Annotated in this window: 14 protein-coding genes and 1 pseudogene; 7 read left to right on the top strand and 8 right to left on the bottom strand. The window is 41.1% G+C overall.

The annotated features are described in order from the left end of the window. Positions 1 to 5: 5 nt before the first annotated feature. The 4 genes from AC0VYI_RS17740 to AC0VYI_RS17755 form a co-directional block, all read right to left on the bottom strand. Positions 6 to 1,088: an extracellular solute-binding protein gene (locus AC0VYI_RS17740; protein ID WP_475444547.1), complete on the bottom strand. Its 1,083-nt coding sequence runs from the start codon at positions 1,086 to 1,088 to the stop codon at positions 6 to 8. After that, complete coding sequence (locus AC0VYI_RS17745) at positions 1,085 to 2,116, bottom strand: ABC transporter ATP-binding protein (protein WP_475444549.1); 1,032 nt, start codon at positions 2,114 to 2,116, stop codon at positions 1,085 to 1,087. Before AC0VYI_RS17745 ends, AC0VYI_RS17740 begins: the two co-directional genes overlap by 4 nt. Beyond that, positions 2,109 to 2,798 (bottom strand): ABC transporter permease, encoded by a 690-nt coding sequence (locus AC0VYI_RS17750; protein ID WP_475444551.1) that lies wholly within the window; start codon positions 2,796 to 2,798, stop codon positions 2,109 to 2,111. Before AC0VYI_RS17750 ends, AC0VYI_RS17745 begins: the two co-directional genes overlap by 8 nt. Positions 2,799 to 2,960: 162 nt before the next feature. Further along, positions 2,961 to 3,599, bottom strand: coding sequence for a TIGR00725 family protein (locus AC0VYI_RS17755; RefSeq protein ID WP_475444553.1), 639 nt, complete (start codon positions 3,597 to 3,599; stop codon positions 2,961 to 2,963). A gap of 93 nt (positions 3,600 to 3,692) precedes the next feature. On the opposite strand from AC0VYI_RS17755, the gene AC0VYI_RS17760 reads away from it, so the two are divergent. The 3 genes from AC0VYI_RS17760 (at position 3,693) to AC0VYI_RS17770 (ending at position 5,241) form a co-directional block, all read left to right on the top strand. Then, complete coding sequence (locus tag AC0VYI_RS17760) at positions 3,693 to 4,457, top strand: DeoR/GlpR family DNA-binding transcription regulator (protein WP_475444555.1); 765 nt, start codon at positions 3,693 to 3,695, stop codon at positions 4,455 to 4,457. 122 nt (positions 4,458 to 4,579) lie between these two features. Beyond that, on the top strand, positions 4,580 to 4,933 hold the full coding sequence (locus AC0VYI_RS17765) for an Hsp33 family molecular chaperone HslO (RefSeq protein ID WP_475444556.1): 354 nt from the start codon (positions 4,580 to 4,582) through the stop codon (positions 4,931 to 4,933). Positions 4,934 to 5,034: 101 nt separating this feature from the next. Beyond that, positions 5,035 to 5,241, top strand: coding sequence for an Hsp33 family molecular chaperone HslO (locus tag AC0VYI_RS17770; protein WP_475444558.1), 207 nt, complete (start codon positions 5,035 to 5,037; stop codon positions 5,239 to 5,241). A gap of 68 nt (positions 5,242 to 5,309) precedes the next feature. On the opposite strand, the gene AC0VYI_RS17775 is transcribed toward AC0VYI_RS17770, so the two are convergent. From AC0VYI_RS17775 to AC0VYI_RS17790, 4 genes are all read right to left on the bottom strand, one after another. Beyond that, positions 5,310 to 6,062 carry a carboxypeptidase-like regulatory domain-containing protein gene (locus tag AC0VYI_RS17775; protein WP_475444560.1) on the bottom strand — a complete coding sequence of 251 codons (753 nt, stop codon included), beginning with the start codon at positions 6,060 to 6,062 and terminating at the stop codon, positions 5,310 to 5,312. Between the two features lie 101 nt (positions 6,063 to 6,163). Then, on the bottom strand, positions 6,164 to 6,382 hold the full coding sequence (locus AC0VYI_RS17780) for a class II aldolase/adducin family protein (RefSeq protein WP_475444562.1): 219 nt from the start codon (positions 6,380 to 6,382) through the stop codon (positions 6,164 to 6,166). A gap of 123 nt (positions 6,383 to 6,505) precedes the next feature. Beyond that, complete coding sequence (locus AC0VYI_RS17785; RefSeq protein WP_475444564.1) at positions 6,506 to 7,897, bottom strand: FAD-binding oxidoreductase; 1,392 nt, start codon at positions 7,895 to 7,897, stop codon at positions 6,506 to 6,508. A gap of 182 nt (positions 7,898 to 8,079) precedes the next feature. Then, the gene (locus tag AC0VYI_RS17790; RefSeq protein ID WP_475444566.1) at positions 8,080 to 9,282 is read right to left on the bottom strand and encodes a multidrug effflux MFS transporter; all 1,203 of its coding nucleotides are present in this window, start codon (positions 9,280 to 9,282) and stop codon (positions 8,080 to 8,082) included. A 298-nt stretch (positions 9,283 to 9,580) separates the two neighbouring features. Here AC0VYI_RS17790 and AC0VYI_RS17795 point away from each other — a divergent pair, with 298 nt between their 5' ends. The 4 genes and pseudogenes from AC0VYI_RS17795 (at position 9,581) to AC0VYI_RS17810 (ending at position 13,899) form a co-directional block, all read left to right on the top strand. Beyond that, complete coding sequence (locus AC0VYI_RS17795) at positions 9,581 to 10,552, top strand: IS5 family transposase (protein WP_475444568.1); 972 nt, start codon at positions 9,581 to 9,583, stop codon at positions 10,550 to 10,552. A gap of 429 nt (positions 10,553 to 10,981) precedes the next feature. Then, a pseudogene (locus AC0VYI_RS17800) lies at positions 10,982 to 12,133 on the top strand (extracellular solute-binding protein). Positions 12,134 to 12,165: 32 nt separating this feature from the next. After that, entirely contained in the window at positions 12,166 to 13,035 is an 870-nt protein-coding gene (locus AC0VYI_RS17805) for an ABC transporter permease (protein ID WP_475444569.1), read from the top strand. A 6-nt stretch (positions 13,036 to 13,041) separates the two neighbouring features. Next, on the top strand, positions 13,042 to 13,899 hold the full coding sequence (locus AC0VYI_RS17810; RefSeq protein ID WP_475444571.1) for an ABC transporter permease: 858 nt from the start codon (positions 13,042 to 13,044) through the stop codon (positions 13,897 to 13,899). The last annotated feature ends 5 nt before the right edge of the window (positions 13,900 to 13,904 follow it).

Below are 13,904 nucleotides of genomic sequence, written 5' to 3' on the forward strand. Positions count from 1 at the left end.
TGGTTTTAGTTTGCGTGTAACACTTGATTTGTCCATTTTTTGTCAAGTTCTGACTTGATTTTTGCGGCAGCATTCAAGTCTAAGGGTCTAATTTGTGGCGCGGCAACCAATTTATTGGCCACAGATGCCGGCATTTTCATAGTGGTAAGAACTGGCCTGACGAAGCCTTCGGCAAAAATACTTTGTCCTTTCTTAGACATGATGAAATTAAGCCAAAGTTTAGCCGATTCTGGGTTAGGGGCATTTTTTACTTTTGATATAGCATAAGGCGCTGCCAAAGACGCTTCTTTTGGAATGACAACCGCTATGTTATCGCCCATTCCATCTTTTACCATGGCTTTTAGGCCGTCATTTTCATAACCAATCCAAATCGGAATTTCACCTTTAATAAATTGTGCGTAAGGTGTTGTGCCAACAACGCGAAGAATATTGTGCGTTTGTTGCAGTTGACGCAGATAGTGAATACCCGGATTAATGTTTTTCATTGTTCCACCATTGCCAATATTTGCTGCTAGCACGACAACTTGGCCTTGCCCTGTCGTTCTAGGATCAAGGTAAACAATGCTGTTTTTGTATTCAGGTTTTTTTAAGTCAGCCCAAGAATGAGGGACATGTTTGACTAATTTTTTATTGACCAAAAAAGCAACATTTAGGGTATGGATCGTAAACCACTTTCCATTTTTTTGTTTAAATACTTTTGGAATGGCATCAAAATTAATCGGCTTATAACCATCAACTAGTCCTTTTTTAGTCGCCTCAATGGCGGATGCGCCAAAGTAATAGGCGGTATCCGCTTGAGGTCTATGTTTTGCTTTGTCTAGTGCGACAACGGTCGTGGCAGAGCCTAAGTCGTTATAGACAATTTCCATACCCGGGTAGCGTTTTTTAAAGGCTTTAAACATGGCTCCCCAGTTAGCCCAAGTTGGGCCTGTATCGAAGGAGACAACCAGTCCTTCTTTTAACGCTTTGTTATAGAGTGTTTGTTCTCCTTTGTATAATTCTGGCTTTGCTAATGGTGCAGCGCTGACGCTAAATATGGGTAGAACGATGAGCAGAACTAAGGCTAATTTCATTTGTAATTTGTTCATGACGGAACTCCTCTTAGAACATGAATAGTTTCTTTTGGTATGGTTATGTGATCGAGTGCTTTTTCTAGATTAGGGATTTCAAATTGCATTTTTTCGCCTCCAATTTGAGTGGTGTATTCGGTAGTTGGGCCCAAAAAACGTTTTTGTAGAATTTTTTCGATGGTAAAGGTGTTTATTTTTTCAGGATTGGCTTGTTGGCTTACCTGCTCTGGTCTGATCAGCAGGGTGACGTTTTCATTTACTAAATAATCGTGCGTTTTTGTTTGTACTACTCCAATTGAGGTGAGAACTGATTGGCTATCAACGACTTTTCCTGTGAGTAAATTAGTTTTACCGACAAATTGTGCGACCTCTAACGAGGTTGGATGTTGATACAGTGCTTCAGGGGGGGCGCATTGTAAAATCCTTCCGTTGGACATGACGGCCACTTTATTTGCCATGGTCATGGCTTCTTCTTGGTCATGAGTTATTAAAAAAGTTGTGATATTTAGACTGGTCTGGATTTTTAAAATTTCGCTACGCATCTCAGTCCGAAGAGAGGCGTCAAGAGCAGAAAGGGGTTCATCCAGAAGTAATGCTGAAGGGTCGAAAACCAGCGCTCTTGCTAAGGCGACTCGCTGTTGTTGGCCGCCCGAAAGTTGATGAGGGTATTTTTTTTCTAGACCGTTGAGTCCAACTAGATCAATGATGTTGGCAATTTTTTTATCGGGATTTTTATGTCTTTTAATTTTAAGTGGATAACCAATATTCTGTATTACATTGTAGTGTGGGAACAGTGCATAATCTTGGAAGACAATGCCCAGCTTACGTTCTGCACAGGATAGATTGGCTTGGTTGATACCATTTATCCAAATTTCTCCACTGTGTGGTTTTTCAAACCCAGCTAATAATTTAAGCATAGTCGTTTTACCGCAACCGCTCTTGCCAAGCACAGCAATGAGTTCTCCTGTATTCACACAGAGTGAAACGTTTGCTATGCCTGATGTAGAGTTTGGATAGGTGAAAGATACCGTGTTAAATTCAATCATGGTGTAGGGCTCTTGATGTAGACCAGCTTTGGTAACTAGAGGTGAGCGACATCATGGCCGCAAGTAATAATAAAATGATGGTGGCCGCACAGGCTAAGCCAGTGGCGCCATAAAAGGCTTGCAGCAGTAATGTTGGGTAGGTTCTATTCATGAACCCTGCTATTAGGTTACTAAGCTGGAATTCTCCTAATGAAAGGGCGGCAACCGTTAATAGCCCGGAGAAGATAGACTGAGTGGCAAGTGGTAAAAATATCGTTTTAAAACGAGTAAATTGATTGGCGCCGAATGTTAAGGCAACTAAATTAAGCGCCCTTAGGGGCGATTTTTCCATATCGGCACAAAGGCTGAAAAAGAAATAAGGGAATGTGAGCAGTAAATGCCCAACAATAAGTAACCAAGTGCTGCCTAACCAAGGCGTTGCCTCTCGTGTAAAGGTGATTATGAAGCTAAAGCCAATGACCAGTTCTGGTACTGCGATAGGCAAAAGAGCGGCTAGTCTCACTACTTGCTTGAGAATAATATTAGGCTTGAGTTGTAAAAGATAAACAATCGGTGTCACTATTATTAAGTTCAGGACACAAGTGCATAGGCAAACTTCTAGACTAACGAAAAGTGCTTTTCGATAAGAGGTATTGTCCCATACCTGTTCATACCAACCTGTGGTAAAGCCACTAGGTAGCATTGTATTGACCCAAGTTTGCCCAAATGATCCTACCAGAAGGAGACTTATTGGTAGGAGCAAATACAACAAATAAAGGTAGGTAACATATCGCATGATCGATATCGCTCAAAATGATTTTATGTGATCATGCATTTATTGTATGACTCTTTGATAGGATTTTCTTTAAATTTTTGTGACACCTAGCAATATCTTTATTACTTGATGGATGATGTCGTTGAGGTCGGTAAAATAATCGACACCTTCAACATGTGGAGCATTCGCTATTGCCATGACATTTTTATCGTAATGCAGACCATAAGCCATTTCAGTGAGAGTGCCATATCCTCCACCTATAGCAACAAGAGCAAAGGCGGCGTTAGCAATAATAGAATTACGCATTGGGCCCATATCGGTAACTATCGGTATCGTGACATATAGGTTTGCTTCCTCCCAAGTATTACCTGGAAGGATTCCAATACTGCGGCCTCCTTCTAGGCTAACGCCTTTGCATGCGGCTTCCATGACTCCTGTTCTTCCTCCACATATAATGGTCAGTCCTAACGAGGCAAAGGATTTTCCGAGTTTTTCTGCAATGTTGTATTGTTCTTGAGTTGCTTCCTTCGGTCCTATGATGCCAATAGGTGGACATTGAAAAGCGTTTTGATTACGATGAAAAAAAATGAGCAAATCATTGTCACTTTCAATAGATGCTATTTGTGTGATGATTTTTTCCGTGATTCGAATGACCTTAATTAGCGTTGGAAACCCACCTTTTCGACAAATACAGCGAGTCGATTGATTGATATAGAATAGTGTCTTCATAAAGTTTTTGTAGCCTTTTTGTATCTAGTAATGGATGATTGTTTTTCTTTTTGTTTGATCATATGTGATCAATATGACAGTTAGGAGAAGCTCTTGTCTCAAGTACGACATCAAAAATTGTTAGAAATCGTTCAGTCTCTTGGCTACGCCTCTGTTGAATTACTGGCAGATGAGTTGAGTTGCTCGCAGCCAACGATTAGACGAGATATCAAGAAGTTATGTAATGACAATCAACTGCAGCGATTTCATGGTGGCGTGAGTCAGTTAAATTCGACGGTTCGGTTAGGGTATCAGTCAAAATCCTTCCTTATGTCTGAGGAAAAAGCGTTGATTGCCCAATATGCCATTACAAAGACACAAAATTCGAAGAGTCTTTTTTTGGACGCTGGAACAACATGCGATAAGGTTGCGAGTTTTATTGGACAGCATCCACCTTTAACGCTCATTACTCATAATATTTCTGCTGCATTGACGATTGCTAAGCAAGAATTGAATCATTCAGTTATTGTGGTTGGTGGTGTGATTCGAGGAGCGGATGGTTCTATTGTTGGCGCTAAAACAGTACAGGAAATTAATTCTTATCATGTAGATTGTACGATCATTTGTGCATCGGGCTTGGATTTGTTTGGTAATGTATTGGATTTCGATATGGAAAAAGTGGAAGTCAAAAAAGCCATGATGAGGGCCTCAAGCAGGAAAATACTATTGTTAGATTCCTCTAAGTTTAAAAAACGCGGGGTAATTCATGTCTGTCACTTGTCTGACTTTGATCTTTGTATAACCGATAAACAGCCAAGTGAGGATTATTTAGAATTATTCAACAAATCGAATACGCTGCTAGACGTTGCTGTCTCTTAGTCTGAGGATATTGAGTTAATTCTCACCTTAAAGTGGATGATTAAGATTCTCAAGGGTAAAATGCAGCGCAATATCTACGAGAATTTTTTACTCGCACTATTTAATGGTGCAAGGTGAGCTTTGTGAATAATGTTACAGCTAATGAAATACAGCGTTTTTCTTTCGATAATACCAATGTTCGTGGTGAACGAGTGCTGTTGAGCAGTGCTTATCAAGAGATTATTAAGCGTCAGCAGTATCCACTATCTATTGAAAAATTGTTGGGTGAGTTTGTCGCTGCCATTGCCTTGTTGAGAGACATTGTAAAAATTGATGGGGTCTTATCAATTCAGGCTAAGGGCAATGGTTTTTTGTCTGCTTTAATGACGGAATGTGATGAACGCCAAAACCTTCGTGGTATTGCCCAGTGGGACCATGAACAGCTAATTCCAGAGACTATTTCAATGAATCACCTCGCGCCAAGGCTTTTCGCTTAGGCTCAAATTCGCTACGCGAAGAGAGGTATCTTAACTACTCAAAGATCAAAATCCTTTACGCCGCAAGCGGCGAGGAATTACACCCAAAGAGATTAAAAGAAATGCTTGAAGGCGGTCACTTAGTGATTACTATTTCACCGCGTAATGGTCAGCGTTATCAAGGAATTGTTGAAATAGTGGGGGATTCTTTGGCGGAGTGTCTTGAACAATATTTTTATCAATCAGAGCAATTACCAAGTCGAGTTTGGCTCGCTGCTGATGGTTCCCAGTGTGCGGGGCTATTCTTACAGCGCTTACAAACAACTTAACTAAATGGCAGTTACACAGAACCTGTTACAGGGTCGACTTGTTCGTACTATCCTTAAGAAGATTTGCTTTAATGTAATTCAAATTTGAGTGTTTGGCTTCCAGCTTTAAGAGAATACCAGCCTCTTTGCGACTGATAGCCAGGAGCAGACACTTCTATATCGTATCTACCCGGATCAAGCCTCATGCCTTGCTCGAAATGAGGCCCTATATTCATTATTCGGACTGTAGCATTCTTCACATTACTTTGGACGGTTAACTTAGCTTTGAGCACCTTTAGCGATTCATCTTCAGTCCCCAATTTATTTGCATCAATATCATACTTATCATACTTATCATACTTATCATACTTATCATACTTATCAAGCTTATCTGCCATTGGTGCGAAGTTTGCGTATAGGTGCGTGTGCTTTTCAAATACCAAACCAAGAGGATGCAAAAAGGGCTGCACATCTAGAGTCCAGCGAATCGCGTACGAAACAAGTTCATTGCTGCTGGCCGAGACTTTCTTGAGAAAATAATTTACCGGATTACTTGGGTCGTCAGTAAATCGGTTATGAACCACCAGTGGTGGAACAATTACTAGAGCGATCAAAGGCACAAGCTTTAAAGCAATGCGAATCCATTTCCCAGACCGTATAGGCTCAACGCCCGACTTAAAAAGCCCTACCACCTTCAGCGGCATTTTCAAAAGCGTTGCGCAAATCAAAAACAAGCTTAGAGACATTGAAATAGGTGGAATTATTATCGAACGCAAGGCTTGCTTGCCTTTTTCAGCGAACACACCGCCATCGGAAAACTTATGCTCATTATCGTTTAGCATCTCGATGTAGTGAATGAATCACCTCGCGCCAAGGCTTTTCGCTTAGGCTCAAATTCGCTACGCGAAGAGAGGTATCTTAACTACTCAAAGATCAAAATCCTTTACGCCGCAAGCGGCGAGGAATTACACCCGAAGAGATTAATAAGAAAATCATCCGTATCTGGAATACGGTAGCTAATATGATTATATACCACGCTTGTCCAGCCAAAATGGTCAACCATACGGTAGCAAGCCGCCAGTTCTAAACGGGCATCCCATTCACTTTGGCTCATACCAGCAGGGGCTTGAGGGTAGTCGATCGTAAAACGTTGTTCGCTCATGAAGTCATCCTATTATTATTTTATTCTGACAAGAAACGCTGGGGGAAAGTATACTAGACACATCAAGAAATAATTAAGGCTCTCAAGGTAAGCAACCTGAGAGCCTTTTTATCAAAAATATTTTTACGAAGCCGTGAGAGAGAATATTTTCCCCGGATTCATAATATTGTCGGGGTCAAAAGACTGTTTGATCAAGCGCATATAATCCACGCTTTCGCCTAGCTCTTCTGTCAGCAAAGATTGCTTACCCAATCCGATGCCATGCTCTCCGGTACAAGTCCCGTCCAATGCAATAGCATCTGACGCCAACCTAGCGCAAAAAGCTTTTATCTTAGCAAACTCTTCCGTATTGGAACGATTTACTGGAATAACAAAATGGAAATTACCGTCACCTACATGACCCATTAAAGGCCCATAAATGCCGTCGTCGGCAAGATACTGTTGTGATTTCTCAATCATCTCAGCCAGTTTTGAAATAGGCACACAAACATCCGTTGCCAACAACTCCGCACCCGGTCGCATAGACATAACCGCCAAAGCGCCATTGTGTCGCGCTTCCCAAAGGGCATTATGGTCTTCTTCTAAAGTTTTCCAAATAAAGTCTGCACTGTCGAACTCGGCACAAATACCACCAACCGTTTCAGCTTGCTCTTTAACCGATACGTCACTGCCATGGAACTCTAAAAATAAAGTAGATTTAACGGCATGCGTACTTTTTAAATAGGTATTTACGGCTTCAATCGTCAACCCGTCAAGCAATTCAATACGTGCAATTGGCACCCCATACATCAAGGTAGTAATCACCGCATTAATAGCCGATTCCATATCAGGAAAAGACGCTACCGCAGAAGAAATTGCCTCAGGTATTGGGTAAAGGCGCAGAGTGATCTCAGTAATAATACCAAGCGTCCCTTCAGACCCAACAAACAAATGGGTTAAATCATACCCAGCAGACGATTTACGAGCACGCTGTGCCGTTTTAATCACTCGACCATCCGCCGTTACAACCGTCAGCGAGACGACATTATCTTCCATCGTTCCATAACGTACACTCGTAGTACCACTGGCCCGAGTTGCCGTCATACCACCTATTGTCGCATTCGCACCCGGATCAACTGGAAACATCAGCCCCAAATGACGCAATTCCGTGTTCAACTGTTTACGAGTGACCCCCGGCTGCACACTCACATCGAAGTCTTCGTTTCTAATCTCCAGAACCTTGTTCATTTCTGTGAAATCAATGGACAACCCGCCTTGAGTCGGAATAACTTGGCCTTCCACAGATGAACCAGCACCAAAAGCAATAATGGGCATTTTATAAGTCGCACAAACCTTAACGGCTTTCACAACATCGTCTGTTTCATGGGCCATTAGAACCGCATCAGGTAGTGCTCCTTCATGCCACGATTCATCTTGTCCGTGATGGCCACGCACTGACTGAGATGTCTGTAATCGGTCGCCAAAAATCTGGGACAATTCTTCAATCGCACGCGCTATATTTTCAGGTGTCGCCATAATCTTGCCTTCTTTCACTTATTCTTTAAAAGCACTGTACTGCTAGGCGACGTTTATTGGAAGTAACCCTATAGGATGGTAACCATTCATGACACGAATAATTCTGATCAATGGGGAATTAGAAGAGAAATAAAGTGTTGTTAAACACCCAGCCATACGGTCTTGGAAAGGACAACATGATTTCACACAACACGTCCCTCTCTTTTCTGTGATATTCGAATGTACAAAATTCCAGAAAATGCCAGTAGAGACATTAACCCGATGATAGAATTCATTGGAATGGCTGTTTTATCATAAAACATACCTGCGATGTATCCACACAGAGCGCCTAGAGCTGATTGAGAGCAGCCAATTAATGCAGCGGCAGCCCCCGCTTTTTGGGGGAATGGCATGATGGCGAGCGTCATTGCTGATGGCATAACCACACCATTACCAAGGGCATAAACAAACATAGATCCAGTAAGAGTTAAAATGGACACCAACCCAAGCAAAGGAAGCGCTGCTAAAATTGTTCCTCCGCTAAGCAAAAGCAAACAGCCATACCATACCGTTAATTCACTACCACGCTGGCGGATAAGTTTAGCTGAAATAAGGCTTCCCAAAAACATGCCCAAGGCGGTAATGCTAAATAATAATCCGTAATATTGAGCGGGGACATCTAACACTTCAATCAGAACAAAGCTAGATGCAGATGTATAGGTCAATACACCTGCAACTGAGGTTGAAACAATCAGAAAGTAGCATAAGAAGTGTTTATTGCTGAGCAAAAACACATAATTTTTGAGGATATGTTTGATTTGAGTTGCTTTAGGGTTAAGGTTTTTATTCGTTTCCTTAAACCCTAAATAGGTCCAGAGCATTAGGCTGAACCCAACTCCTGCCAAGATCAAAAACAGACTTCGCCAACCATAATAAACACCAATAAAACCACCAATTGCTGGCGCCATTAAAGGCGCCATTGAAAAACCAGTGATCATATAGGACATTATTTTCCCCATTTCCTTTGGGGTAAAAACATCTCTAACAATAGTTCGACTGATCAACACACCTGCACATCCACCTAATGATTGAATAAGTCTCCCGATGATGAGTAGACTTGCATCACTAGCGAATGCACAAACCAATGATGCTAAACTGAACAAGGCATAACAGGTTATTAATATCGGTCGGCGGCCAAATTTGTCAGATAAGGGCCCAACAATAAGTTGCGCACAAGCAAACCCGATTAAATAAATGCTTACTGTTTGCTGCATAGTTGCGGCATTCGTTGAGAGAGAACTGACCATTTCAGGTAACAGTGCCAGATAGAAATTAATCGACAATGGCCCTGATACACTCAGGGCAATTAAAAAGGCGATAAAGGGTAATGAGTTATACGATTTCATAGCAAAGTGATCCTACCAATAAATGTAGAGTGCTGATTAAATTTACTTGGTTATCAACATTTTACTTTATGTAATAGCATTAACAGATTTGATTTTCTGCATGACCATTTTCCTTAAAACCTTGCAATGATTTTATTGCTGAATTTACCATGTCTAATGCGGCTTGCCGTGTAAAAAAAGAATGGTGAGCGGTAATTTGAACATTATCCATATTCAATAAAGTATTAAGGAACATGCGATTAAGTCGGCAACATGAGATAATCTTGCCGACTTAAATTAACTGTGACTCCTGCCCGCCATGAACCAGCTCTCCTTCGCCGATACCGAATTTACCAGCAAACGCCGTAAAACCCGTAAAGAACTTTTTCTTGATCGGATGAATGAACTGATTCCATGGCAACAGCTTGAAGCTCAAATTGAACCGTTCTACCCAAAAGCTGGCAATGGTCGGCGTCCTTACCCTCTCGCTACTATGCTGCGCATTCACTTTATGCAGAACTGGTACAACATGAGTGATCCAGCGATGGAAGATGCACTCTATGAGATCACCTCAATGCGTCTGTTTGCAGGCCTATCATTAGAAGGTGCTATCCCAGACCACACGACCATCATGAATTTCCGTCACTTGCTTGAGAAGCATAAGCTGGGTCGTAAACTCTTCAAAGAAGTGAACAAATGGTTGTCTGACTCCGGTATCTACTTTAAAGAAGGGACAATCGTGGATGCAACGATCATTGAAGCAGCGAGTTCCACTAAAAATAAATCAAACGCACGTGATCCCGAAATGCATCAAACGCAAAAGGGGAAGCAGTGGTTCTTTGGCTTGAAGGCTCATATCGGTGTGGATGCAAAACGTGGCTTAATACATAGCTTCACCACCACACCAGCTAATGATCACGATCTAAACCAGTTGCCAGAACTCCTTCATGGTAATGAATCTTTTGTATTAGCGGACTCGGGCTACCGTGGCGTAGAAAAGCGCACAGAAACAAAGGATAAGAAAGTCGATTGGTTAGTGGCTGAAATACCTAGCAAGATACGTGTTTGGAAAAAGCATCCCCGTCTCAAGGAGCAGCTGATCCGAACGGAATACTTAAAGGCGAGTATCAGAGCGAAAGTCGAGCATCCGTTTAGAATATTGAAATGCCAATTTGGTTTTCGCAAAGTCATCTACAAAGGTCTGTCTAAAAATGACAACAAACTCGCCGTACTGTTTGCGCTTGGAAATTTGTTACGAGTGGATCAGATGATACGGTCTGCACGAGGTTAGTCCGTCCAAATGACGGATTTTGGTTGTTCAAAGCACCATAATAGTGAGAAAACTGCGTCTAATTGGCACTTTTGAAGTATTGATGTCGTGCGGAACAAGTCAGACCAGAATTATCTGACTTGTTCGTAGTATCCTTAGCTTGCTCGATCATTTGGCTGCCAATGTGAAAGATCAACAGCCCCTAGCAAAACAGAAAAAAGCCTCTTTCCTTACAAAAAGATATTATGCAATTTACACAAACCAGACATGAATTGCATATCAAAAGGCAAAGTTTACAAACATTATAAATCACATTTGCCACTCGCCACTCAGTTATCATAAGCAATTGTAAAAAAACACCCAATACCTACTTTAATTAATAAACATGACACATTCCATTGTTACTATCATATTGAGTGCAATAACTAAACTTTATGAAGGTCATTATCAATGAATAGACGTAAATTCATCAAAACAGCATCCGTCATATCAGGATTAACCACACTCCAATCTTTTCCTATATTTGCTTTTGCAGCAGATAAGGTAATCAATGTTTATTCTGGATCAGACTCTAATATCATTGATTTTTGGAACAACTTTATTCGTCCCGAATTCGAAAAGTCCCACCCTGAATACAGAATAAGAGTCATTGACGCAGGTAATCAAGGCGGCTTAATGGCAATATCCGAGCGTGCACTAGCAGCTCTTGAAACCCATAAAGATCCTAAAGCAGATATGGCTGAAGGGTTTGATCCCCATTTACCAAGCGGAGCTATAGAAAAAGGTCTTTGGGTAAACTTTAAAGAGGAGCAATTAAGCAACTATGGCCATGTTAATCCCATTGCCAAGCAGACAAATTATGGTCTTCCTTATAGAGGTTCACAAGTACTATTGGCCTACGACAAAACCAAACTCAATCAAAGCGATGCCCCCAAGACATGGGATACACTAGCCAACTGGATTAAAAACAACCCTGGGCAATTTATTTATAATCGTCCAGATAATGGCGGTTCTGGTGGAAATTTTGTACGTCGTGCCATCCTTGAAGTAAATGGACGTGATCCAAAACGTTTTACTGTATAAAACTATTCAGAGTCCTACGCTAAAAAAACCCTTTCCCCTGCATGGACAATACTCAGAGACCTTGCCCCTTATTTGTATGGAAAAGGCACTTATACAGCAGGAAACACACAATCGATTCAACTGCTTGCTCAAGGCGTGGTAACCATGGTGCCAGTCTGGTCAGATCAAGTATTGCAATCATTGTCACAAGGGGTTTTACCAGAAACAACAGGCTTAGTACAATTAAACGATCTGGCTTTTTGTGGTGGAATGTCTCAAATAACTATTTTTACAAACGGTGAAAACAAACAAGCCGCCCTAAAACTCAGCAACTTCCTTTTATCATCAAACATCCAAGCACAAATCATAGAAAAAATCGGCGGCTTCCCTGCAATTTCTTGGGAGTATATTGCCGATGATTTACGTGAAAAATATAAGGACATGATACCTAAAAGCATTCCAACTTTCCCAAACGGGCCGTGGGATAACGCCATTAATAGTGGCTGGTATCGCAATGTCGCTCCTAACCTTAAGTCTTAATTCTTATAAATACATAAAATACAAGGTTTTTTATGTCGAGCAAGTTTAGCTATTCAAAAAAGCAATCCTATCAAAAAAGTTTGATAGGATTGCTTTTAGTCATTATCCCCGTGCTGCTATTAGCCTGTTTAATTATTTACCCAATCATATCAGCGATAATCAGCACTTTAATCAATGATCAAAAGGATGGGCTAGTTTTATCACTGAAGGCATACCGATTTTTCTTTACCGATGAGTTCAGTTTAAATAGCCTTAAGTTTACCTTATGGACGACCTTAGTCTCAGTACTATTGCTCTTAATCATAGGTATGCCTATCGCAATTTACCTACGCTTTTCTAGTGGAAAAATGGCCTCTTACGTACAGACATTAGCTGTGTTCCCTATGTTTGTACCGTCGATTATTCTCTCCTATGCGTTGATCAGAACTATTGGGCCAAATGGCACGCTAGACATTATCTTACATAACATTGGATTACCTCAAATACCATCCCCTTACTTAACTCCATGGGGGCCAGTGATTGCACTAGTGTGGGATAACCTCCCTATAACCGTACTAATGCTGACAGCGGGTCTAAGTGTCATTTCTAATAGTGCCATAGAAGCAGCTCGTGATGTTGGTGCAAATCCTTGGCAAGTCTTTTGGAATATTATCCTACCTAGAATTAGTAACTCTCTTTTGGTCACATCTTCTTTTGCTGTATTAGCTATTTTTTCAGCATTTACTTTACCTTATTTATTAGGGCCTACATCACCAGAAATGATGGGGCCATTAATGCAACGCACTTTCAGCGACCTAAACGACCCACTACAAGCAAAAACACAAGCGGTAATTAGTTTTGGGGTTTGTGTCTTTTTTGGTGCTTTTTATGTCTATTCAATTGCAAAAAACCGAGAAGGTTAAGCCGTAATGCTAAAAACAAATTCTCCTACAACAATACACTCACGTTTAAGCATGTATCGACTATTAAAAAGAAACAGTGTTGGTCCCACTATTGGATTACTACTCACTTTAGTTATTATTACCCCTTTACTGGTCGTAGCAATTTGGTCTGTTACCGAAGTGTGGCGCTACCCATCCTTGATTCCACAAAAATTTGGATTTCGTTTTTGGCATCAGATCCTTTCGCGTGCTGATGTTTGGCATTCTATTTTTCTTAGCTTAAGCCTTGCCACAACAGTAACCTTAATTTCAGCCATCATATGCCTGCCTGCTGCCTATGCTTTTTCTAGGATATCGTTTCCCGGCCGTCGTATATTATTCTTATCTTTTCTCGCATCTCAAGCTTTTCCCAAATTTGGTTTATTAGTTACCATTGCCACCATTTTTTTAAAAGCAAACTTAATTGCCACATTCTGGGGAGTTGCTTTAATACAACTAGTGGGAACTTTCATGCTAATGATATGGATACCTGCTTCCGCTTTTCAAAGTGTTGATCGTCGTATGGAAGAAGCGGCTCATGATGTAGGCGCTTCAAATATGCGTGTATTTTGGTCGATTACACTTCCACAGGCCATGCCAACAATTTCTGCAGCTATTTTATTGACGTTTATCAGTACTTTTTATGAAACCGAAGGTGCTTGGCTTATTGGAGCCCCCGAAATTCGGACTATTCCTGTTCTAATGATCAACTTCATCAATAACGAAGCCGTCATCCAATACGGAGCTGTTTTATCAATTATGCTCTGGGTTCCTTCTTTACTAATCTTATTTTTCAGCCGCAAAGCACTCGGATCAGGCATTTTTGCCAAAGGTTTTGGGGCTTAATAAAA

Source organism: Marinomonas sp. 63XJN7_9_ISO-PGPR-S23-217 (genome assembly GCF_056173515.1).